Origin of the sequence: Streptomyces sp. NPDC002130 (assembly GCF_040296465.1) — a bacterium.
GTDB lineage: Bacteria > Actinomycetota > Actinomycetes > Streptomycetales > Streptomycetaceae > Streptomyces.
In genome coordinates, this window is the sequence record NZ_JBEOXI010000140.1 from 1 (window position 1) to 21,679 (window position 21,679).

Annotated in this window: 20 protein-coding genes and 1 tRNA gene; 11 read left to right on the forward strand and 10 right to left on the reverse strand. The window is 69.8% G+C overall.

The window, feature by feature from the left end:
- Together ABT116_RS24915 and ABT116_RS24920 are read right to left on the reverse strand one after the other, a co-directional pair.
- On the reverse strand, nucleotides 1-347 hold a 347-nt coding region (locus ABT116_RS24915), incomplete at its 3' end, for a response regulator (protein WP_351637777.1).
- On the reverse strand, nucleotides 337-1,608 hold the full coding sequence (locus ABT116_RS24920; protein ID WP_502983934.1) for a sensor histidine kinase: 1,272 nt from the start codon (nucleotides 1,606-1,608) through the stop codon (nucleotides 337-339). The genes ABT116_RS24920 and ABT116_RS24915, both read right to left, overlap by 11 nt.
- Nucleotides 1,609-1,765: 157 nt before the next feature.
- Here ABT116_RS24920 and ABT116_RS24925 point away from each other — a divergent pair, with 157 nt between their 5' ends.
- The 3 genes from ABT116_RS24925 (at nucleotide 1,766) to ABT116_RS24935 (ending at nucleotide 5,529) form a co-directional block, all read left to right on the forward strand.
- Complete coding sequence (locus ABT116_RS24925; RefSeq protein ID WP_351637748.1) at nucleotides 1,766-2,491, forward strand: ABC transporter ATP-binding protein; 726 nt, start codon at nucleotides 1,766-1,768, stop codon at nucleotides 2,489-2,491.
- Nucleotides 2,485-4,923, forward strand: coding sequence for an FtsX-like permease family protein (locus ABT116_RS24930; protein WP_351637750.1), 2,439 nt, complete (start codon nucleotides 2,485-2,487; stop codon nucleotides 4,921-4,923). Before ABT116_RS24925 ends, ABT116_RS24930 begins: the two co-directional genes overlap by 7 nt.
- 72 nt (nucleotides 4,924-4,995) lie before the next feature.
- Nucleotides 4,996-5,529 carry a winged helix-turn-helix transcriptional regulator gene (locus tag ABT116_RS24935; RefSeq protein WP_351637752.1) on the forward strand — a complete coding sequence of 178 codons (534 nt, stop codon included), beginning with the start codon at nucleotides 4,996-4,998 and terminating at the stop codon, nucleotides 5,527-5,529.
- A gap of 104 nt (nucleotides 5,530-5,633) precedes the next feature.
- On the opposite strand, the gene ABT116_RS24940 is transcribed toward ABT116_RS24935, so the two are convergent.
- Nucleotides 5,634-5,717, reverse strand: a tRNA-Leu gene (locus ABT116_RS24940).
- A 471-nt stretch (nucleotides 5,718-6,188) separates the two neighbouring features.
- On the opposite strand from ABT116_RS24940, the gene ABT116_RS24945 reads away from it, so the two are divergent.
- The 7 genes from ABT116_RS24945 (at nucleotide 6,189) to ABT116_RS24975 (ending at nucleotide 15,638) form a co-directional block, all read left to right on the forward strand.
- Nucleotides 6,189-7,058 (forward strand): FHA domain-containing protein, encoded by an 870-nt coding sequence (locus ABT116_RS24945; protein WP_351637754.1) that lies wholly within the window; start codon nucleotides 6,189-6,191, stop codon nucleotides 7,056-7,058.
- Nucleotides 7,059-7,068: 10 nt separating this feature from the next.
- Nucleotides 7,069-7,584: an FHA domain-containing protein FhaB/FipA gene (locus tag ABT116_RS24950; protein ID WP_107456460.1), complete on the forward strand. Its 516-nt coding sequence runs from the start codon at nucleotides 7,069-7,071 to the stop codon at nucleotides 7,582-7,584.
- Between the two features lie 140 nt (nucleotides 7,585-7,724).
- Entirely contained in the window at nucleotides 7,725-9,275 is a 1,551-nt protein-coding gene (locus ABT116_RS24955; protein ID WP_351637779.1) for a Stp1/IreP family PP2C-type Ser/Thr phosphatase, read from the forward strand.
- 22 nt (nucleotides 9,276-9,297) lie between these two features.
- Nucleotides 9,298-10,746 carry an FtsW/RodA/SpoVE family cell cycle protein gene (locus ABT116_RS24960; protein WP_351637757.1) on the forward strand — a complete coding sequence of 483 codons (1,449 nt, stop codon included), beginning with the start codon at nucleotides 9,298-9,300 and terminating at the stop codon, nucleotides 10,744-10,746.
- Complete coding sequence (locus tag ABT116_RS24965; protein WP_351637759.1) at nucleotides 10,743-12,221, forward strand: peptidoglycan D,D-transpeptidase FtsI family protein; 1,479 nt, start codon at nucleotides 10,743-10,745, stop codon at nucleotides 12,219-12,221. The genes ABT116_RS24960 and ABT116_RS24965 overlap by 4 nt, the downstream gene beginning before the upstream one ends.
- Before the next feature lie 169 nt (nucleotides 12,222-12,390).
- Nucleotides 12,391-14,415 (forward strand): Stk1 family PASTA domain-containing Ser/Thr kinase, encoded by a 2,025-nt coding sequence (pknB, locus tag ABT116_RS24970; protein WP_351637761.1) that lies wholly within the window; start codon nucleotides 12,391-12,393, stop codon nucleotides 14,413-14,415.
- A gap of 191 nt (nucleotides 14,416-14,606) precedes the next feature.
- Nucleotides 14,607-15,638, forward strand: a complete 1,032-nt coding sequence (locus tag ABT116_RS24975; protein ID WP_351637763.1) for a restriction endonuclease — start codon at nucleotides 14,607-14,609, stop codon at nucleotides 15,636-15,638.
- Nucleotides 15,639-15,732: 94 nt separating this feature from the next.
- Here ABT116_RS24975 and ABT116_RS24980 read toward each other — a convergent pair whose 3' ends face one another.
- Genes ABT116_RS24980 through ABT116_RS25005 form a run of 6 tightly spaced genes read right to left on the reverse strand, consistent with a single transcriptional unit; the run spans nucleotide 15,733 to nucleotide 19,998 of the window.
- The gene (locus ABT116_RS24980) at nucleotides 15,733-16,482 is read right to left on the reverse strand and encodes a class E sortase (protein WP_351637765.1); all 750 of its coding nucleotides are present in this window, start codon (nucleotides 16,480-16,482) and stop codon (nucleotides 15,733-15,735) included.
- A 13-nt stretch (nucleotides 16,483-16,495) separates the two neighbouring features.
- Nucleotides 16,496-17,671, reverse strand: coding sequence for a class E sortase (locus tag ABT116_RS24985; protein ID WP_351637767.1), 1,176 nt, complete (start codon nucleotides 17,669-17,671; stop codon nucleotides 16,496-16,498).
- Nucleotides 17,668-18,306, reverse strand: a complete 639-nt coding sequence (locus ABT116_RS24990; RefSeq protein WP_351637769.1) for an aminodeoxychorismate/anthranilate synthase component II — start codon at nucleotides 18,304-18,306, stop codon at nucleotides 17,668-17,670. The genes ABT116_RS24985 and ABT116_RS24990 overlap by 4 nt, the downstream gene beginning before the upstream one ends.
- On the reverse strand, nucleotides 18,303-18,500 hold the full coding sequence (locus tag ABT116_RS24995; protein WP_037668147.1) for a hypothetical protein: 198 nt from the start codon (nucleotides 18,498-18,500) through the stop codon (nucleotides 18,303-18,305). The genes ABT116_RS24990 and ABT116_RS24995 overlap by 4 nt, the downstream gene beginning before the upstream one ends.
- A gap of 17 nt (nucleotides 18,501-18,517) precedes the next feature.
- Nucleotides 18,518-19,195 (reverse strand): class E sortase, encoded by a 678-nt coding sequence (locus ABT116_RS25000; protein ID WP_351637771.1) that lies wholly within the window; start codon nucleotides 19,193-19,195, stop codon nucleotides 18,518-18,520.
- A 23-nt stretch (nucleotides 19,196-19,218) separates the two neighbouring features.
- A complete protein-coding gene (locus ABT116_RS25005) occupies nucleotides 19,219-19,998 on the reverse strand; it encodes a DUF881 domain-containing protein (protein ID WP_351637773.1) in 780 nt (259 codons plus the stop codon).
- Between the two features lie 139 nt (nucleotides 19,999-20,137).
- Between ABT116_RS25005 and crgA the strand changes: the two genes are divergently transcribed.
- Entirely contained in the window at nucleotides 20,138-20,392 is a 255-nt protein-coding gene (crgA, locus tag ABT116_RS25010) for a cell division protein CrgA (RefSeq protein ID WP_030846986.1), read from the forward strand.
- A gap of 254 nt (nucleotides 20,393-20,646) precedes the next feature.
- Here the strand turns inward: crgA and ABT116_RS25015 are convergent, their stop codons facing one another.
- The gene (locus ABT116_RS25015; protein WP_351637775.1) at nucleotides 20,647-21,537 is read right to left on the reverse strand and encodes a rhomboid family intramembrane serine protease; all 891 of its coding nucleotides are present in this window, start codon (nucleotides 21,535-21,537) and stop codon (nucleotides 20,647-20,649) included.
- Nucleotides 21,538-21,679 lie beyond the last annotated feature (142 nt).

The following is a 21,679-nucleotide window of genomic DNA, read 5'->3' on the forward strand; positions in this document are numbered from 1 at the left end:
CGGTCCTTGAGCAGATAGCCGACGCCCGTGCCGTCGCCGGAATCCAGCAGCTCGGCGGCGTACCGGCGCTGCACGTACTGGCTGAGGACCAGCACGGGCAGCGTGGAGCGCTCCTGGCGCAGGCGTACGGCCGCGTGCAGGCCCTCGTCCTGGAATCCGGGCGGCATCCGCACGTCCGTCACGACCACGTCCGGGTCGTGCTCCCCGACGGCCGCGACCAGCGCCTCGGCGTCCCCCACGGCCGCGACGACCTGGTGACCGCAGCGCTCCAGCAGTCCGACGAGCCCGTCCCGCAGCAGCACGCTGTCCTCCGCCAGGACGACGCGCAGCGGCCGCTCAACTCGCAGGGTCACAGGGGATCTCCACACGCAGCAGGGTCGGTCCGCCGGGCGGACTGGACAGGGAGAGTCTGCCATCGAGCACCGACACCCGGTCGGCGAGCCCGGTCAGCCCGCTGCCCGCACCGGCCCGCGCCCCACCGCGCCCGTCGTCGCGTATCCGCAGCAGCAGCCGCCCGTCGCGGTGCTCCCCGCTGACCTCCGCCCGGTCGGCCCCGCTGTGCCTGCCCACGTTGGCGAGCGCCTCGCACACCACGAAGTAGGCGGCGGCCTCGACCGCCGGGGAGAGCCGTCCGGGCAGCTCCAGGTCGACGTCCACGGGCACGGCCGAACGGTCGGCCGCGTCGGCGACCGCCGCTTCGAGCCCGTAGTCGGCGAGGACCTTGGGGTGGATGCCGTGGATGAGTTCACGCAGCTCCGCGAGGGCCGTGCCCGCCTCCTGGTGTGCCTTGGCGAGCTGGTCGGCGAGCGGACCGGGCGGGGCGTCGAGGCGTGCCAGCCCGAGCGTCATCGTCAGGGCGACGAGCCGCTGCTGCGCCCCGTCGTGCAGATCGCGCTCGATGCGCCGCCGCTCCGCCTCGAATGCGTCCACCAACCGCACCCGGGAGCGGGCCAGTTCGACGACGCGGGCCCCCAGGTCGGCCTCCCGCGGCGCGATCAGCAGCCGGGTCAGCCCGGCCCGGGCCCCGGCCACCACGCCCAGCAGCCAGGCGCCCACGGCGAGCAGGACCAGTCCGAGGACGGCGAACCCGACGGCGGCCGGCCAGGTGGTGACCAGCCACACCTTGAGGACCTTCGCCTCGTCGAAGACGGCCAGGAGCAACGGAGTGGCCACCACGGTGAGCGGCCCCAGCAGGAACACGGCGAACGCGAGCGCGTCGACCGGCCACAACAGCCCCGCGAACAGCAGGGCGTGGCCCAGCTCCCGCCAGGTGGCCCGCTCCCGCAACCGCGTCGACAGCCAGGCCCGCAGCCCCGGCTCCCGGGGCGCCTCGTGCGGGTCGGGAGCCGGCTCCGCGTCGACCAGCCGCAGCCGGTACCGCTCGAGGGCCGCCACCGGAATGCCCGCCAGGGCCGTCCCGAGCAGCAACGGCAGTCCCACCAGCGCGAGCGCGAGCACCCCGCCGACCACCGCCGAGAGCACGATCCCCACCAGCACCACCACACCGGTGAGCGCGCCGGTGAACAGGTAGGCGACCGACCGCCACGGCCACGCCGACAGCGGATAACCGGGGCGGGACATGGCCTGCCACACGTTACGAGGGTGCATGGGGATCACCGTAGAAGCCGCCCCGGGCCGCGGCCATGGGATCAGGCGGAGGCCCGGGGGTATGCCTGGCCCTACCCCAGGTCTAGGCCCTGCCGCACTGCGCCGGCCCGCCCCCGCACGGTTTCGTGGAGATCGACACCGACACCAGGGGGAACCCATGACACACGACGCCGTCCGGCTGGACTCGGTCACCAGGAGATACGGATCCCTGACCGCACTCGACGGGGTCTCCCTGTCGTTTCCCGCCGGGACCTTCACCGCCGTCATGGGCCCCTCCGGCTCCGGCAAGTCCACGCTGCTCCAGTGCGCGGCAGGGCTGGATCGGCCCACCTCCGGGTCGGTCACCGTGGGCGGCACCGAACTGACCGGGCTCAGCGAACGGCGGCTGACCCTCCTGCGGCGCGAGCGCGTCGGGTTCGTCTTCCAGGCGTTCAACCTGCTGCCCTCGCTGACCGCCGAACAGAACGTGGCCCTGCCGCTGCGCCTGGCCGGCCGCCGCGTCCCCACGGCCCGGGTGCGCCAGGCGCTCGGACAGGTCGGTCTCGCCGACCGGGCCCGGCACCGGCCGACCCAGCTCTCCGGCGGCCAGCAGCAACGGGTCGCCCTGGCCCGCGCCTTGATCACCCGGCCCGACGTGCTGTTCGGCGACGAACCGACCGGCGCCCTGGACACCCGGACCGGACGCGAAGTGCTCGAAATGCTGCGCGGCATGGTCGACCGCGAGGGCCAGACGGTCGTCATGGTCACGCACGACCCGGTGGCCGCCGCCTACGCCGACCGTGTGGTCTTCCTCGTCGACGGCCGGGTGAGCGGGGAGCTGACCGGCGCCCACGCCGACACCATCGCCACCCGCATGACCCGCCTGGAGGCCGTGCCGTGCTGAGCGTCACCCTGCGCACCCTGCGCGCCCGCTGGGCCACCTTCACCGGCAGTTTCGTCGCCCTCTCGCTGGGCGTGGCACTGCTCACCGTGATGGGCCTGGCCCTGGCCTCGACGGCCACCGCCCCGGAGCGCGGCCCCGAACGCTTCGCCGCCGCACCGGTCGTCGTCAAGGGGCAGGACACCCTGCGCGTACCGACCCCGATCGGCATCCGGGAGTCCCGGCTCGCACACCCGCGCCCCGTACCGGCCGCGACCGTCGCGCGGTTGCGGACGCTGGGCCCGGTCGTCGAGGACCGCTCGTTTCCCGTACGGGCCCAGGGCGGTCCCGCCGACCTGGTGGGCCACCCCTGGTCCACCGCCGCGTTCGCCCCGTACGACCTCGCCACCGGCCGGGCACCCCGCACATCCGGCGAGATCGCCGTCACCGGCGCCTGGGCACGCCCGGGCCAACGCATCCACACCGACGCGGGCACCGTACGCGTCGTCGGCACGCTGACCCCGCGCGGCTTCGAGAACGCCGTGTTCTTCACCGACACCCGCGCCGCACAACTGCTCCCGTCGACCGCGCAGTTGGTCGTGAAAGCCGACCCGGCGTCCGTACGCGCCGCGGTGGGCGACAGCGCCCAGGTGCTCACCGGCACGGCACGCCGCCTCGCCGACGCCGAACCCGGCCGGGACCGTGAGGCGCTCACCGCGATGAACGCCCTGTTCGGCACCGCCGGCGGCGTCACCGCCTTTGTGTCCGTCTTCGTCGTGGCGTCGACCTTCGCCTTCGCGGTCGCCCAGCGCCGCAGGGAGTTCGCCCTGCTGCGCACCGCCGGGGCCAGTCCGGCCCAGCTGCGCCGGTCCGTCCTCGCCGAAGCCCTCGCCGTCGGCACCCTCGCCTCGGCCGCCGGCTGCGCGCTGGGCTCCCACGGGGCACCGCTGCTGGCGGCCCGGGTGGTCGAAGAGGGCCTCGCCCCGGCCTGGTTCACCATCGGCGAGCACACCTGGCCCTACCACGCGGCCTTCTGGACGGGCCTGCTCGTCGCCCTGGGCGGAGCCACCGCGGCCTCCTGGCGGGCCGGCCGCACCGCCCCCACCGAGGCCCTGCGCGAGGCCGCGGCGGACAGCGGCCCGCTGACCCGGGGACGCCTGCTCTGCGGCGCGGCCCTCCTGCTCACGGCCGCTGTCACCCTGGTCCTGTCCCTCACCGGCGACCCGTCCGACCTGATCCACCGCAAGACGTACATCATCCGCCCCATGCTGCTGATCACCGCGGCCGCCCTGCTCGCGCCCCTGGTGCTGCGGCCCCTGACCCGCCTGCTGACCTGCCTCCCCTCGGCCTTGGGCATGCTGGTCCGCGAGAACACGGCCACCGGAGTACGCCGCACCGCCGCCCTCGCGGCCCCCGTCCTCGTCACGGTCGCTCTCGCCGGTTCACTCCTCGGCGCCACCGCGACCCTGAACCACGCGAAGTCCACCGAGACGAGCGAGCGCACCACCGCCGCCTTCGTCGTCACCCCGCCCGCCGGGCAGGGCTTCGACGCCGCCACCGTGAGCAGGCTGCGTGCCGTACCGGGCGCGCGGATCTCACCGACGTCGACGACGGCCGTCCAGGTCCTGGAGGAGGGCGTGGCCCTGGTCCGCTCCGAGGCCCGCGCCGCGATCCCCGCCGACCTGGCGGCCACCAGTCGCCTGCCGCTCAGCGCGGGCAGGACCAGCGACCTCGACGACGGCTCGATCATCGTCAACGAGGAGTGGCAACGGCACCGGGTGGGCGACCGCGTCCGGGTATGGCTCGGCGACGGAACACCCCGCACCCTCCGCATCGCCGCGGTGATGCCCACCGGCACGGGCGGCAACGGCGCCTACGTCACCCCGCGCAACGCCCCGGGCGCCACGGTCGACCGCGTGGACGTGGCGCTCGAGGACGGCGCCGCCCCCGCCACCGTGGCCGCCGCCCTGCGCGAGGCGGCCGGTACGGCAGGCGGCCGGGTCCTCACCCGGGACGCGTGGATCCACGCCACTCAGCCGGAGACCAACCGCAACACCCGTCTCGGCGTCTTCCTGGTCCTCGGCATCGCTCTGCTCTACACGGGCATCTCCGTGGCCAACACCACGGTCATGGCGGCCTCCGACCGGGTCCGCGACCTGGCCGTGCTGCGGCTGACCGGAGCCACCCGCCGGCAGGTGCTGCGGCTGACCGCGGCCGAGGCCCTGACGGCCACCGCGGCAGGTGCGCTCCTCGGCGTGCTGGTCACGGGCGTCAACCTGGCGGGCATGTGGGGCGCCCTCGGCGTGCTGTCGGTGCGGCCCACCGTCACCCTCCCGTGGCAGGCTCTCGGCATGACGGCGACCGCCTGCGCCCTGCTGGCCGTGGTCTGCGCGACGGTCCCCGCCGCCCTCGCCCTGCGCCGCCGCCCGGCGGACCTGGCGGGGCTGCGCGCATAGCCCGCCCCCCCCGGGCCGCAAGGGTCGATCTCATCATGAGACCAAAAAGGGGACGGCCTCTACAGTGAACCCATGAGACGGACCTCGTTCAGCACCTGGCCCTGCTCGATCGCCCGCACCGCGGACATCCTGGGCGACGCCTGGACCCTCCTGGTGCTGCGCGAGGTCTTCTACGGCGAATCCCGCTTCGACGGCTTCATCGGCACCCTGGGCATCGCCCGCAACACCCTCACCGACCGGCTGCGGCGCCTGGAGGCCGAGGGCCTGCTGCGGCGGCACGTCTATCAGAGGGACCCGGTACGCCACGAGTATCTGCCGACGGACAAGGGCCGCGACTTCTTCGGCGTCCTCGCCGCGATCAACGCCTGGGGCGACCGCTGGCTGGCCGGCGACGAGGGCGCCCCGGTGGTCCTGCACCACCAGCCGTGCTCCCACGACACCGAGGCCCGGGTCGTCTGCTCCGCCTGCGGCGAGCCCCTGCACCAGCGGGACATGAGCGCCCGCACCGGCCCCGGCTACCCGGCCCGCCTCCTCGACGACCCGGTCGTGCGGGAACGCTTCGCCCCGGGTCGGACACTGGGGGACGGCCGCACCGACCAGGCCTGAGAGCTTCCTCACACGGCCGGAACCCGGAGCGGTCCGAGACAACCGTCACATCCGCATACACGAAGAACGGGCGGCATCTGATCGATGCCGCCCGTTCTCAACGGTGCGCGAGGGGGGAGTTGAACCCCCACGCCCTTGCGGGCACTGGAACCTGAATCCAGCGCGTCTGCCTATTCCGCCACCCGCGCATTGGGTGTGTCCTGGGCGTCTGCCCCTTGGGGCGGGCGCCTTCCGACACCCAGAACATTAGCACGCTGGAAGGGGTGGGTTCACATCCCTTATCCCCGCAGGCAGACCCCCTGCCGAACCATCGATGCCCCTGCCACGTATCAACGCGTACCGGTTCACGTATCAACCTCGTACCGGTACCCGCCGTCTCCGCAGGAGGGGTCGGGGTCCACAGTCAGGTGCGGGACACTGGTCTTCAGCCGCCTCTACGATCCTTGTCAGGCATACCGGAGGCGGATACGCGCAGCAGTAACACCGGAGGAGTTCGAAGAGGAGCTCCACAGGGAACTTCGTCATGCGTCGACACCCGTCGGCGGTGCTGACAGGGGGAACCAGCCGATCGAGCGGCGCGTGGATACGATCAGTAAGCAGTACCAGCCAAGCGGCCCGCAGGGCAGTACACAGGACGGCAGCTACGGAGGAGGTGCCTCATGGGAGTCCTGAAGAAGTTCGAGCAGCGTCTCGAAGGTCTGGTCAACGGCACCTTCGCCAAGGTGTTCAAGTCCGAGGTCCAGCCCGTGGAGATCGCCGGAGCGCTCCAGCGTGAGTGCGACAACAACGCCACGATCTGGAACCGCGACCGGACGGTCGTACCCAACGACTTCATCGTCGAACTGAGCACGCCCGACTTCGAGCGGCTCAGCCCCTACTCCGGCCAGCTCGGCGACGAGCTCGCCGGCATGGTGCGCGACTACGCCAAACAGCAGCGCTACACCTTCATGGGCCCGATCAAGGTGCACCTGGAGAAGGCGGACGACCTCGACACCGGCCTGTACCGGGTGCGCAGCCGTACGCTCGCCTCCTCCAGCAGCCAGCAGGGCGGCCCCGGAGGCGGCACCGCCGCACCCGCCGCCCCGCAGGGCGCACGCCCCGGCGGCTACGGCTACCCGCCGGCCGCCTCACCCGCCGGCGCCCCGCCCATGCCGGCCGCGCCGCCGCCCGGCGGCCGCCCCGGCGGTTACGGCTACCCGCCCGCCGCGAGCGGCCAGCGCTCCCCGGCCGCCCCGGCCGCCGGCGGACGCACCCGCCACTGGATCGAGATCAACGGCACCCGCCACCAGATCTCCCGCGCCACACTCGTACTGGGCCGCAGCACCGACGCCGACGTGCGGATCGACGACCCCGGCGTCTCCCGCCGGCACTGCGAGATCCGGACCGGAACGCCCTCGACGATCCAGGATCTCGGATCCACCAACGGCATCGTGGTGGACGGGCAGCACACCACCCGCGCTACGCTCCGCGACGGCTCGCGGATCGTCGTGGGCAGCACCACCATCATTTACCGGCAAGCCGAAGGGTGAAGCGGGGGCAATGTCAGAGCTGACCCTCACGGTCATGCGGCTGGGTTTCCTGGCCGTACTGTGGCTGTTCGTGATCGTGGCCGTGCAGGTCATCCGCAGCGACCTTTTCGGTACGCGTGTCACCCAGCGCGGTTCGCGCCGCGAGGCGGGCCGCCAGCAGCAGCAGGCCGCCGCCCGCCAGGCACCACCGCCCCAGCGCCAGCAGCCCGCCGGCGGCCGGCGCGGCCGCAACGCCCCCACCAAGCTGGTGGTGACCGAGGGCACCCTCACCGGCACCACGGTCGCGCTCCAGGGCCAGACCATCACCCTGGGCCGGGCGCACGACTCGACGATCGTGCTGGACGACGACTACGCCTCCAGCCGCCATGCCAGGATCTACCCGGACCGCGACGGCCAGTGGATCGTCGAGGACCTCGGCTCCACCAACGGCACGTACCTGGACCGGTCCCGGCTGACGACTCCCACACCGATTGCGCTGGGCGCGCCGATCCGCATCGGCAAGACCGTCATCGAGCTGCGGAAGTAGTGCTACATCATGGATAGGCGCGAGCGGAGCGAGCACGCAGTGGCGGGCCCCACCCCGGCCCCCCGCGCGCTCCCGACCGGAGGGTGGGCAGTGTGGCTCGACACGACCGGCTGTACCCGGAGCCGACGGGCGAGGTGCGCATGAGTCTGTCACTGCGCTTCGCGGCCGGATCGCACAAGGGCATGATCCGGGAGGGTAACGAGGACTCCGGATACGCCGGCCCGCGCCTGCTAGCCATCGCCGACGGCATGGGCGGCGCGGCGGCCGGTGAGGTCGCCTCCTCCGAGGCCATCTCCACCATCGTCGCCCTCGACGACGACGTCCCCGGCTCCGACATCCTCACCTCCCTCGGCACGGCGGTGCAGCGCGCCAACGACCAGCTGCGCTCGATGGTCGAGGACGACCCCCAGCTGGAGGGCATGGGCACCACCCTGACCGCCCTGCTGTGGACGGGCCAGCGCCTCGGCCTGGTCCACGTCGGCGACTCGCGCGCCTACCTGCTCCGCGACGGCGTCCTCACCCAGATCACCCAGGACCACACCTGGGTGCAGCGCCTGGTCGACGAGGGCCGCATCACCGAGGAGGAGGCGACCACGCACCCGCAGCGCTCGCTGCTGATGCGCGCCCTCGGATCCGGCGACCACGTCGAGCCGGACCTGTCCATCCGCGAGGTCCGCGCCGGCGACCGCTACCTGATCTGCTCCGACGGCCTGTCCGGCGTGGTCTCCCACCAGACCCTCGAGGACACCCTCGCCAGCTACCAGGGCCCCCAGGAGACCGTCCAGAACCTGATCGAGCTGGCGCTGCGCGGCGGCGGCCCGGACAACATCACCGTCATCATCGCCGACGTCCTCGACCTCGACACCGGCGACACCCTCGCGGGGCAGCTGTCCGACACCCCCGTCGTGGTCGGCGCCGTCGCCGAGAACCAGCACCAGCTGCACGACAACGGCATCATGCAGACCCCCGCGGGCCGCGCCTCCGGGCTCGGCCGCCACGGCCGCGGCGGCGGAGGCGGCGAGTTCGGCCCGCCCGGCTCCGGCGACACCACCGGCTACATCCCGGCGGCCGGCTTCGACTACGACGACGACGACTTCACCAAGCCCCGCAAGAAGGGCCGCTGGCTGAAGAGATCCCTCTACGGCGTCCTCGCGCTGGCCCTCGTCGGCGGCGGACTTTACGGCGGATACCGCTGGACGCAGACGCAGTACTACGTCGGCGCCGAGGACGAGCACGTCGCGCTGTACCGGGGCATCAGCCAGGACCTGGCCTGGGTCTCGCTCTCGGACATCGAGAAGGACCACCCCGAGATCGAACTCAAGTACCTGCCGCCCTACCAGCAGAAGCAGGTCGAGGCGACCATCCCCGAGGGCGGGCTCAAGAACGCCCAGGCGAAGATCCAGGAACTGTCGGTGCAGGCCTCCGCGTGCAAGAAGGAGGCGCAGCGGCGCGAAGCCGAGAGCCAGAACAACTCCAAGACCGGCGAAGGCGAGGCCGGGGGCACCACGGGAACCACTCCCGCCTCCTTCACGTCCAAGGCCACACCGACGCCGAACCCGTCCAGCCCGTCGGGTTCACCGTCGGCCCCGGAGAAGTCCACGCCCCCGACCACGACCGCACCCACCCCCAGCCCCGGCCCCAGCCTCTCTGAGGAAGAGCAGAAGGTCGTCTCGCTGTGCGGTAAGCAGTAGCCGTGAGAGGCCCTGTCACACGATGAGCGGTACGAATACGTCGCACTCGCCGACGCACCACACGTCCACGATCGGCGCCATCGGCGCGCCGAGCCGGCGCAACACCGAGCTCGCGCTGCTGGTGTTCGCCGTCGTCATCCCGGTGTTCGCCTACGCCAACGTCGGCCTCGCACTCAACGACTCGGTGCCACCGGGGCTGTTGAGCTACGGCCTCGGGCTCGGCCTGCTCGCGGGCGTCGGCCACCTCGTCGTACGGAAGTTCGCGCCGTACGCCGACCCACTGATGCTGCCGTTGGCGACCCTGCTGAACGGGCTCGGACTGGTGGTCATCTGGCGGCTGGACCAGTCCAAGCGACTCAGCAACTACGCCGAGGCCGCACCGCGTCAGCTGCTGTACTCCGCGATGGGTGTCGCCCTGCTGGCGGTCGTGCTGATCTTCCTCAAGGACCACCGCGTCCTGCAGCGCTACACCTACATCTCCATGGCCGGCGCGCTGTTCCTGCTGATCCTGCCGCTCGTGCCCGGGCTCGGCGCGAACATCTACGGCGCCAAGATCTGGATCAAGATCCCCGGCCTCGGCACGCTGCAGCCCGGCGAGTTCGCGAAGATCGCCCTCGCGGTCTTCTTCGCCGGCTACCTCATGGTCAAGAGAGACGCCCTGGCCCTGGCCAGCCGCCGCTTCATGGGCCTGTATCTGCCGCGCGGCCGCGACCTCGGCCCGATCCTCGTCGTCTGGGTCATCTCGATCCTCATCCTGGTCTTCGAGACCGACCTCGGTACGTCCCTGCTGTTCTTCGGGATGTTCGTCATCATGCTGTACGTCGCCACCGAGCGGACCAGCTGGATCGTCTTCGGTCTGCTGATGTCCGCGGTCGGCGCCGTCGGTGTGGCGAGCTTCGAGCCGCACATCCAGACGCGAGTGCAGGCCTGGCTCAACCCGATGCGCGAGTTCGACCTCTCCCGTTCAGGCGTCCAGGACGGCATCGTCCACTCCGAGCAGGCCATGCAGGCCCTGTGGGCCTTCGGCTCCGGCGGCACCCTCGGCACCGGCCTCGGACAGGGCAACTCCGACCTCATCGGCTTCGCCGCCAACTCCGACTTCATCCTCGCCACCTTCGGCGAGGAACTCGGGCTGGCCGGCGTCATGGCGATCCTGCTCCTGTACGGCCTGATCATCGAGCGGGGTGTGCGCACCGCCCTCGCGGCCCGCGACCCGTTCGGCAAGCTGCTGGCCGTCGGCCTGTCCGGCGCCTTCGCCCTCCAGGTCTTCGTCGTGGCCGGCGGTGTGATGGGCCTCATCCCGCTGACCGGTATGACCCTGCCGTTCGTGGCGTACGGCGGTTCCTCCGTGATCGCCAACTGGGCCCTGATCGGCATCCTGCTGCGCATCAGCGACACCGCCCGCCGCCCGGCCCCCGCTCCCGCCGCCAACCCCGACGCCGAGATGACCCAGGTGGTCCGCCCGTCATGAACAAGCCCCTGCGCCGGATCGCGATCTTCTGCGGCCTGCTCGTTCTGGCACTGCTGATCCGCGACAACTGGATCCAGTACGTCCAGGCCGACGAGCTCCGCAGCGACAAAAAGAACCGTCGCGTCACCATCGAGCGCTACGCCTCGCCCCGCGGCAACATCATCGTCGGCGGGGAGCCGATCACCGGATCCGCCGAGTCGTCGGACAGCGACTTCAAGTTCAAGCGCACCTACAAGGACGGCGCCATGTGGGCGCCGGTCACCGGCTACGCCTCGCAGGCCTTCGGCGCCACGCAGCTGGAGTCCATCGAGGACGGCATCCTCACCGGCAACGACGACCGGCTGTTCTTCCGCAACACCCTCGACATGCTCACGGGTGAGAAGCAGCAGGGCGGCAACGTCGTCACCACCCTGAACGCCGCCGCTCAGAAGGCCGCGTACAACGGCCTGAAGAAGCAGGGCGGCAAGGGCTCCGTCGTCGCCCTCGAGCCGTCCACGGGCAAGATCCTGGCCCTGGCCTCCTACCCGTCCTACGACCCGTCGTCCTTCGCCGGAAACTCCACGACGACGGACACCAAGGCCTGGCAGAAGCTGCAGAAGAAGAACAACCCGGACGACCCGATGCTCAACCGGGCGCTGCGCGAGACCTACCCGCCCGGCTCCACCTTCAAGGTCGTCACCGCGGCCGCGGCCCTGGAGGACGGGCTGTACGACTCCGCCGACGCCAAGACGGACTCGCCGGACCCCTGGATCATGAAGGGCACCACCACCAAGCTGCCCAACGAGGGCAACATCCCCTGCAAGAACGCGACGCTGCGGGTGGCCCTCCAGTACTCCTGCAACACCGTCTTCGGCAAGATCGGCTCCGACCTCGGCAACGACAAGATGCTGGACATGGCCAAGAAGTTCGGCTTCGACGAGGAGCAGTTCACGCCGGTCCGCGCCAACGCCTCGGTCTTCTCCGACAAGATGAACCCCTCTCAGACCGCGCTGTCCTCGATCGGCCAGTTCAACACCGCCGCCACGCCCCTGCAGATGGCCATGGTCGCCTCCGCCGTCGCCAACGACGGCAAGCTGATGAAGCCGTACATGGTCGACTCGCTCCAGTCCCCCGGCCTCGACCCGATCGAGAAGACCGACCCGGAAGAGCTGAGCCAGCCGCTGTCGCCGGAGAACGCCCAGATCCTCCAGTCGATGATGGAGACGGTCGTCGACAAGGGCACCGGCTCGAACGCCAAGATCGACGGCGTCAAGGTGGGCGGCAAGACCGGCACCGCCCAGCACGGCGTCGACAACAGCGAGAACCCCTACGCCTGGTTCATCTCCTACGCCAAGGGCGACGACGACAGCTCGCCGGTCGCCGTGGCGGTCGTCGTCGAGGACGACAACGCCGTCCGTGACGACATCTCCGGCGGCGGCCTCGCGGCACCGATCGCGAGGAACGTGATGGAGGCGGTCATCGACAGCAAGAAGTGACCCCGATCACGCCTGCTTCACATCGGTGCACGTTGCGATACCGGTCCTGTATCGGCTGACGGGCTTGGCCAGGTCACACAAAGCGAGCCGGGTACGGTAGGCCCGGACGGCAGCCTCCGACCGTACAAGCATGCCGGTCGGGACCGACGGAGAGGGCTGGTAGGTAGCTATGGAAGAGCCGCGTCGCCTCGGCGGCCGGTACGAACTGGGCCAGGTGCTCGGGCGTGGTGGCATGGCGGAGGTCTACCTCGCGCATGACACCCGCCTCGGCCGCACCGTGGCGGTGAAGACGCTGCGCGCGGATCTCGCGCGTGACCCTTCCTTCCAGGCCCGGTTCCGCCGGGAGGCCCAGTCGGCCGCCTCGCTCAACCATCCCGCGATCGTCGCGGTCTACGACACGGGCGAGGACTACATCGACAACGTGTCGATCCCGTACATCGTCATGGAGTACGTGGACGGCTCGACCCTGCGTGAACTGCTGCACTCCGGCCGCAAGCTGCTGCCGGAGCGGGCCATGGAGATGACCATCGGCATCCTCCAGGCCCTGGAGTACTCCCACCGCGCCGGCATCGTCCACCGCGACATCAAGCCGGCCAACGTCATGCTGACGCGCAACGGCCAGGTCAAGGTCATGGACTTCGGCATCGCCCGGGCCATGGGCGACTCCGGCATGACGATGACGCAGACCTCCGCGGTCATCGGCACCGCCCAGTACCTCTCCCCGGAGCAGGCCAAGGGCGAACAGGTCGACGCCCGCTCCGACCTGTACTCCACCGGCTGTCTCCTCTACGAACTGCTGACCGTCCGCCCGCCCTTCGTCGGCGACTCCCCGGTGGCCGTGGCCTACCAGCACGTCCGCGAGGAGCCGCAGTCCCCGAGCGTCTTCGACCCCGAGATCACGCCCGAGATGGACGCGATCGTGCTGAAGGCGCTCGTCAAGGACCCGGACTACCGCTACCAGTCGGCCGACGAGATGCGCGCCGACATCGAGGCCTGCCTCGACGGCCAGCCGGTCGCCGCCACGGCCGCGATGGGCGCGGTGGGCTACGGCGGCTACCCCGACGACCAGCCGACGACGGCCCTGCGCGCGGACTCCGGCGCGGGCGCCACGTCCATGCTGCCCCCCATGAACCCGGACGACGGCGGCTACGGCTACGACGAACGCCCCGACCGGCGCCGCGGGCAGCAGCGCAAGTCCAACACCTCCACGATCCTGCTGGTCGTGGCGGGCATCCTGGTCCTGGTCGGGGCGATCCTGATCGGCCGGTGGGCGGTCAGCGGCGACGGCGTGAGCAACGACACGCTCGCGGCACCCAACTTCGTCGGCGAGACGAAGGAGAGCGCCAAGAAGCAGGCCGAGAACTCCGACGTCGAAGTGACCTTCTCCAACAAGCCCTGCGACAACCAGGCCAAGGGCAACGTCTGCTCCCAGGACCCGAAGGCCGGGGTGAAGGTCAACAAGGGCGACACCATCTCGCTGGTGGTCTCCACGGGCGCACCGAAGGTGGCTGTGCCGGACGTCACGGGCCTGACCTACGACAAGGCCAAGGCCCAGCTAGAGGAGAAGGGCTTCGTCGTCGACCAGAAGACCGAGGAGTCCGACCGCACCCCCGGCGTGGTCACCAAGCAGGACCCCGGCGTCGACACGGAGCTGGAGAAGGGCTCCACGATCACCCTGACCGTCGCCAAGGAGGCGCAGAAGTCCACCGTCCCGGACGTCCTCGGCCGGGACTGCAACGCCGCCAAGCAGCAGATGCAAGCCAGCAACTTGGTCGGCAACTGCACCGAGGTGGAGACCGACGACGACAACCAGGTCGGCAAGGTCATCGCGACCACGCCCCAGGCAGGCACGTCGGTCGACCCGAACTCATCGGTCAACATCCAGATCGGCAAGAAGAAGCAGCAGCAGAAGGTCAAGGTCCCGCAGGTCGTCGGTCAGACGGTCGGCCAGGCCAAGCAGATCCTCGCGCAGCAGGGCTTCACCAACATCCAGTTCGCGAACGGCAGCGACCAGAGCGACAACGCCCTCGTCGCCGCCCAGAACCCCGGTCCCGACCAGGAGGTCGACGACCCGGCAGGGACGACGATCACCCTCCAGACGGTCGGCTTCGGGAACAACGGCGGCAACAACAACGGCGGCGGCGGAAACGGCGGCATCTTCGGCGGCCTCAACGGCAGCAACGAGGACGACTGACCTCGCCCACCACACCGTCACACCACAGAGCCCCCGGCCCCACAGTGGCCGGGGGCTCTGCCTTTCACGGCCTAGGGCTCCCCCCGAAAAAGCGTGCGCCTATCGATCGTGTCTTCATATGTCCTGACTCGTTCGCCGAGTGGGGTGGGGAATCAGAACCCGCTCCGGCCATCCGAGCCGAAGGACAAAACGTGATCAACGAAACGGCCTTGCTGGAATCGCAGACCCTGCGCGGCAGCGTGCTCGACCGCACGGACGTGCTCGACAGGGTCAAAGCACTGTCGCTGCTGCCTGACGGGATGCATGTGACGACCGCGATGGTGGCCTCGTACTTCGACGTCGGTCTCGAAGCCATCAAGTCACTCGTCAAAGACCACCGGACCGAACTGGACGCCAGCGGCTACCGGCTGCTGACCGGCGAAGAACTGAGGTCCTTCAAGAACCTCAGTGGAATCCAGTCACGCACCCGCTCCCTCGCCCTCTTCCCCCGGCGCGCCGTCCTCAACATCGCCATGCTGCTTCGAGACAGCGACGTCGCACGTCAGGTGCGTGTGTACCTCCTCGACATGGAGTATCTGGCGCGCACACAGCCTGTGGAAAACCCTGCCCCGCCCGACACCGCCTCCCTCGACGCCCACATCGACCAGCGCATCACCCACATCCTGGGGAGGACCGTCGTCCCCCTGTTCAACGCCCTGATCGAAACCTCGGGCGAGCACCGACGGGAGCTCACCGCCCTCCGGGCAGGCGTCCAGCGCATCGAGAAGCGGCTCCGGCAGCACCACAGCCGGCTGCAGCGGCTGGAAGCCCCCCGGGAGGGCCGCCCCCTCGCCGGAGTCATGGCCGCCATGGACGCCATGAACGGGCGCGAGTTCGAAGAACACATCGCCGAGCTGCTGCGCCGCGACGGCTGCACCAACGTCGTCGTGCAAGGCGGCGGAAGGGACCGGGGCATCGACATCACCGGACTCACAGCCGACGGGCGGCGCATCGTCGTCCAGTGCAAAAGGTTCGCGCCCCACCTCTCCATCACCAGCCCCGAGATCCAGAAGTTCCTCGGGGCGGCCAAGGTCCTGCACGACTCCGAGGTGGCCCTGTTTGTAGCGACCTGCCCCTTCACCCGCGACGCCCTCAACATCGCAGCCGAGAGCGGCGTCACCGCCGTACATCGCGGGCTGGTGGAGGAATGGAGCGCCGGGGCGGCCCTGACCGTCCTGGGGTGACGGCCCGACCGCGACAAAGGCCCGAAGCCGCAAGAGTTGGTTGCGGCTTCGGGCCTCCGTCATGCTAGCGGCCGGCCTCCCGCAAGGAGCGCGATCAGCCCAGCTTCTTCGGCGGTGTCCGGTCCGCGTCCACCTTCTCCACCCGCTCCAGCTCCCCCCACACCACATACCGGTACGTGCTCGTGTACACCGGCGTGCAGGTCGTCAGCGTGATGTAGTGGCCCGGCTTCTTCCTGCCGGACTCCTTCGGGACCTGGGAGAGGACCTTGACGTTGAACTTCGAGGTCTCCGGGAGGATGTCGAAGACCTTGTAGACGTACCACTTGTCCTTCGTCTCGAAGACGATCGGATCGCCCTTCTCGATCTTGTCGATGTTGTGGAACTTGGCGCCGTGGCCGTCACGGTGGGCGGCGAGGGAGAAGTTGCCCTCCTTGCCCGACATCGGCAGGGTCGCCTTCACGGGATCGGTGTAGTAGCCGGCGACACCATCGTTGAGGATCTTGCTCGACGTGCCCTTCTCGACCAGGACCTCACCGTTCCGCATCGCCGGCACGTGCAGGAAACCGATGCCGTTCTTGGTGTCCAGCACACCGGGACCGCCCCGTCCGTGGGCCCAGTCGTCACGGACCTTGTCGGCCTGCTTGCCGGCCGCCCGGTCGGCGACCACGTTCGTCCACCACAGCGAGTAGACGACGAACAGGCCCAGGATCAGGCCCGCCGTGATGAGGAGTTCCCCGAAGAAACTGACCGCCATGGCGATCGGGCCGGGCCTGCGGCGTGCCGCAGGCGGCCGGGACGCCCCGCCGGTGTGCTTCTCGTGGTCCGTGTCGGTGGTCGCTGCCACTGGTCATCTGCCCTTAACTGACGAGCGCATCCGGCTTGCCCTTGCTGCGCGGCCGTTCCTCGACCATCTTGCCCCAGACGATCATCCGGTACTTGCTGGTGAACTCCGGCGTGCACGTGGTCAGCGTGATGTAACGGCCGGGCTTGGTGAATCCGGACCCCGTGGGCACGGGATTCAGCACGCTCGTGTTGCTCGGCGGCGTCACCGGAAGAATCGACGCCATCTTGTAGACGAAGTACTCGTCCTGCGTCTCCACGACGATCGGATCGCCCGGAGCGAGCTTGTTGATGTACCGGAACGGTTCTCCGTGGGTGTTGCGGTGGCCCGCGAGCCCGAAGTTGCCGGTCTTGTCACCGGGCATCGCCGTCTTCAGCGCACCCTCGGCGTAGTGGCCGACCATCCCCCGGTCGAGCACACCCTTGCTGCTGGTGCCCTCGGCGATCGGCACCACCACGTCCAGCTTCGGAATGTGCAGGATGGCGAAACCCTGCCCCGGTTCGAAGGCCCCCGGGTTGCGCTTGCCGCTCGCCCAGTCGTCCTGCAGGCTGCTGGCCTCCTGGCCTGCCTGGGCATGCGCCCGGACGTTCGTCCACCACAGCTGATAGGTGACGAACAGCAGCATCAGCACGCCGGTGGTGATGAACACCTCGCCGATGGCCCGGCTCGCGACGACCGCCGCACCGGGCTTGCGCGCCCGTGCCTGCCGCCGCGCCTCGACCCGCGACAGCGGCGCCCGCGCCCGGCTACCGGAACCCGAGCCGCTGCCCTCGTGGGCGACCGCCGGGGTGTCCGCCGCACCCCCATGGCGCCCGTGACGGCGTTTGGCGGCCTTCCTGCGGGCCGCGCGGCCACCAGGGGCGGACCCGCCCTGCCGACCGCCTGAAAAAGCCGCAGAACCCGCTGTGGGACTGCCGTCCTCCGCCGGAGGATCCGGAATCCGCAGCGCCACCGTCTCCTCGTCGACGGGCGGCAGATACGACTCGTCCGGGACGGGCTCGTACGACGCGTACTGCCCCGGATGCCGCACACCGGACTGCGGCCGCGCTCCCGGCCCCGGCGGATACGGCTCCTGCTGCGAGGACGGCCCGTACCCCCCATCGCCCGACCAGTCCTCGAACGCGCCCGACACCCCGTACGCCTGCTGCCCGTACGAGGTGTCGGACTCGCGCTCGGGGCGCAGCGCGGTCACGCCGTGGCCCTGCCCACCACCGGGGCGAGCCCGGCCGACCTCGCCACCGCACCCTGGTCGCCGCACTCCACCAGCCAGTTCGCCAGCATCCGGTGCCCGTGCTCGGTCAGCACCGACTCGGGGTGGAACTGCACCCCTTCGACCGGCAGTTCACGGTGCCTGAGGCCCATCACGATGCCGTCGTGCGTGCGCGCCGTGACCTCCAGCTCGGCCGGAACCGTCGCCGGCTCGGCGGCCAGCGAGTGGTAACGCGTCGCCGTGAAGGGGGAGGGCAGACCCGCGAAGACACCGCCGCCGCCATGCTCGACCAACGACGTCTTGCCGTGCAGCAGCTCGGGCGCGCGGTCCACCACACCGCCGTACGCCACCTGCATCGACTGCATGCCGAGGCACACTCCGAAGACCGGGACGCCCGTCTCGGCACAGTGCCGGACCATGTCGACGCAGACGCCGGCCTGCTCCGGAGTGCCGGGGCCCGGGGAGAGCAGGACCCCGTCGAAACCGTCCTGGGCATGCGCGGTCGACACCTCGTCGTTGCGCAGAACCTCGCACTCGGCGCCCAGCTGGTACAGGTACTGGACCAGGTTGAAGACAAAGCTGTCGTAATTGTCGACGACGAGAATGCGCGCACTCACTGGTTGTCCACCGTCACATCGTTGAAGGGCAGCAGCGGTTCCGCCCACGGGAAGACGTACTGGAAGAGGACGTAGACCACGGCCACCACCAGGACGAGTGAGATCACTGCCTTCGCCCACGTGTTTCCCGGCAGATGCCGCCAGATCCAGCCGTACATGCCGTCCCTTCCGTCGTACCACGGCACCAGACCCACGCCGTACAGCAACCAGACTAACGGCGCAGCGCCTCTGGTTTCCCGGCCTCCACAGGCTGAGTCGAGTCCAGGTGCGCCCAGACGATCAGCCGATGACTGTGTCCCCATTCCGGTTCGCACGTGGTCAGCGTCAGGTACCGGCCCGAACGCGTGTACCCGGAAGTACGTGGGACAGGGTCGATCACCTCGATGTCGGACGGGACTGTTTTGTACGGGCCTTTGTCGATCCGATACGTGAACCACGTCGTACCGTCCGTCAGCACCACCGCGTCGCCCCGCCTGAGCTCGGGGAAGTCCTTGAAAGGGTCCCCGTAGGTACGGCGGTGGCCGGCGACCGCGAAGTTCCCCTTCTGCCCGAGCTGCGCGGTCTCGGCATAGTGGCCCAGGCCCTTCTTCAGGGTGCCGGTGGCCGTGCCTTCGAGCACGGGCTTGTTCCACGTGAAACCGAACCGCGGGATGTACATGATCGCGAAAGGCCTGCCCTCGGCGTACGGCGCGAGTCTCGCGGGACCCGCGGGAAGGCCTCCGGCCGGTGGACGGGGCTTCGACCACTCCTTCCGGAGCAGATCGATCTGGTCGTCCATGACACCGTCGGCCCGCACACCGGTCCAGAAGAGCACGTAGACGACGAACAGCACGATCACGCTGCCCACGGTGATGCAGAGTTCGCTGACGGTCCTGACGATCACGCGCACCGGCAGCTCCCCCGGCCTGGCCGCTACTCCACGGGCTTCGCGTAGTGCAGATCCACTGTGCCCGAGTAGCCGGGCAGAGTCACCGGGCCGTTCTCCTCGACTTTCCACCCGAGCCCGTAGACATTGACGTAGACCATGTAGTTCTGGATCGCCGGCGAGGCCGCGAGCGCCTTCTGCAGCTTGCCCGGATCACCGACCGCCGTGATCTTGTACGGCGGCGAGTAGACGCGACCCTGAAGGATCAGGGTGTTGCCCACGCAGCGCACCGCGCTGGTGGAGATCAGCCGCTGGTCCATGACCTTGATGCCCTTGGCCCCGCCCTGCCACAACGCGTTCACCACGGCCTGGAGGTCCTGCTGGTGGATGACCAGGTAATCGGGCTGGGGCTCGGGATAGCCCGGGAGCTTGGCGGTGGCGTCCGGCGGGGCGTCGTTGAGGGTCACCGAGAGCGAGTCACCCGTGAGCTTCTGCGTGCCCGCGCGCTTCTCCAGGGCCGACAGCTTGTCGTCCTCCGCCTTGGTGCTGCCGTCGTCGCGCTCGGCGAGGGCCTCTATCTCCTGGCGCAGGGTGCCGTTGGTCTCGTCCAGCTCACCGTTCTCACGGCTGCGCTCGTGGATGAGGTCGGAAAGCTTCAGCAGAGAGGTGTCCGTGCGGATGTTGGTGCCCTTGGCCGTGTTGAAGCTGGTGAAGAAGATGAGCCCCGCGAGAGCGAACACGGCCGCCGTGAGGATGCGCACAGGCCGGAAACGACGCGCGCGCTCAGGGGTGGATCCCGTCCCGGGGGAGTCGGCAGAATTGCTCAACGTACCCTTATCTCCTTCGGCGCGGCGGAAGCACTACGCTAACGGACGCCCGGGGGAGCAATCGGAGTCCCCTTACGCTGCCCCGAGACCGACCCAGTTACCTGCGCGGCCACGCAGCGCATCGACAGGAGAGACCCTCGTGCCGAAGTCACGTATCCGCAAGAAGGCCGACTACACGCCGCCGCCTGCGAAGCAGACGACCGCCATCAAGCTCAGCAACCGTGCCTGGGTCGCGCCCGTCATGCTGGCCATGTTCCTCATCGGCCTGGCCTGGATCGTCGTCTTCTACGTCACCGACGGATCCCTGCCCATCGACTCGCTGGGCAACTGGAACATCGTGGTGGGCTTCGGCTTCATCGCCGCCGGATTCGGTGTCTCGACCCAGTGGAAGTAGCGGTCACCGCACGGTGAACGCAGCTCTGCCCAGGGGTGTTCGCTGAGTTATCCACAGCGGTTTTCCACATGGGGATAATGAAGACGATCTGTGGATAACCCGTTGGGCGTTGACGCCGGTATGACGGAAGTACCGGTACTCGATAATGTGTTCGCCCCCTGCCTGACCTGTGGAAACGCAGGTCGGTGACAGGGGGCACATGTGTTCCCGCACCCTATGCACAAGATCCGACACCCGCTGTGGACAACGCCTGCTCAGGCGAGCTGCGCCGTCCTCAGAATGGTCATGAGCACGACCACGCCGAGGACCAGGGCGCAGGTGCCGTACTGCACGATCGCGCGGCGCTCGCGGGGGGCGTGGACCATGGCGTATCCGACGACGACACCGGCGACCAGGCCCCCGATGTGGGCCTGCCAGGAGATGTTGAAGCCGGGGCTGAAGGTGAAAATCAGGTTAATCACCAGCAGCGCGATGATCGGCCGCATGTCGTAGTTGAGCCGGCGCATCAGGACGGCTGTCGCGCCGAAGAGTCCGAAGATCGCGCCGGAGGCGCCCAGGGTGGCCGTGGTCGGGGACGCCAGCAGGTAGGCCAGGGCGCTGCCCGCGAGGCCGGAGATGAAGTAGAGCGCCAGATAGCGGGCGCGGCCGAGTGCCGCCTCGAGCGGGCCTCCGAGCCACCAGAGGCTGAGCATGTTGAACGCGATGTGCCAGATCTCCTGGTGCGTGAACATCGACGTCACCATGCGGTACCACTCGCCTCCCGCCACGCCCTGGGTGGGTGTGAAGGGCGCCGGCGGCCAGGCACCGAGCAGGACGATGTCGTTCAGCAGCGACTCGTGGGCCTGGACGGCGATGAACACGGCGAGGTTGATGCCGATGAGGATCTTGGTCAGCAGCCGGGGATCGGCGGCGATGGAGCCGCCCGCGATCGTCCGGGGCAGGGCGGCCGAGGGCGAGTGGCCCGTGCCGGAGCCGGTGCGGACGCAGTCGGGGCACTGGAAGCCGACGGAGGCGTTGACCATGCACTCGGGGCAGATCGGGCGCTCGCAGCGCGTGCAGCGGATGCCGGTCTCGCGGTCCGGGTGGCGGTAGCACATGGGGACGCTGTGGGCGTCCTGCGGGCTGCCCGCAGCCTGGTCGTCCATGGTCTCCCCTAGGTCGTGTGAGAAAAGCCCGCCCCGCTCATCCTTACGGATGAGCGGGGCGATTGGTTCCCGCGGGAGCCTTCGCGTGGTTCCCGGTGGGAGCCTTCGCGCTCAGCGGGTTTCGATGACGACCGATTCGATG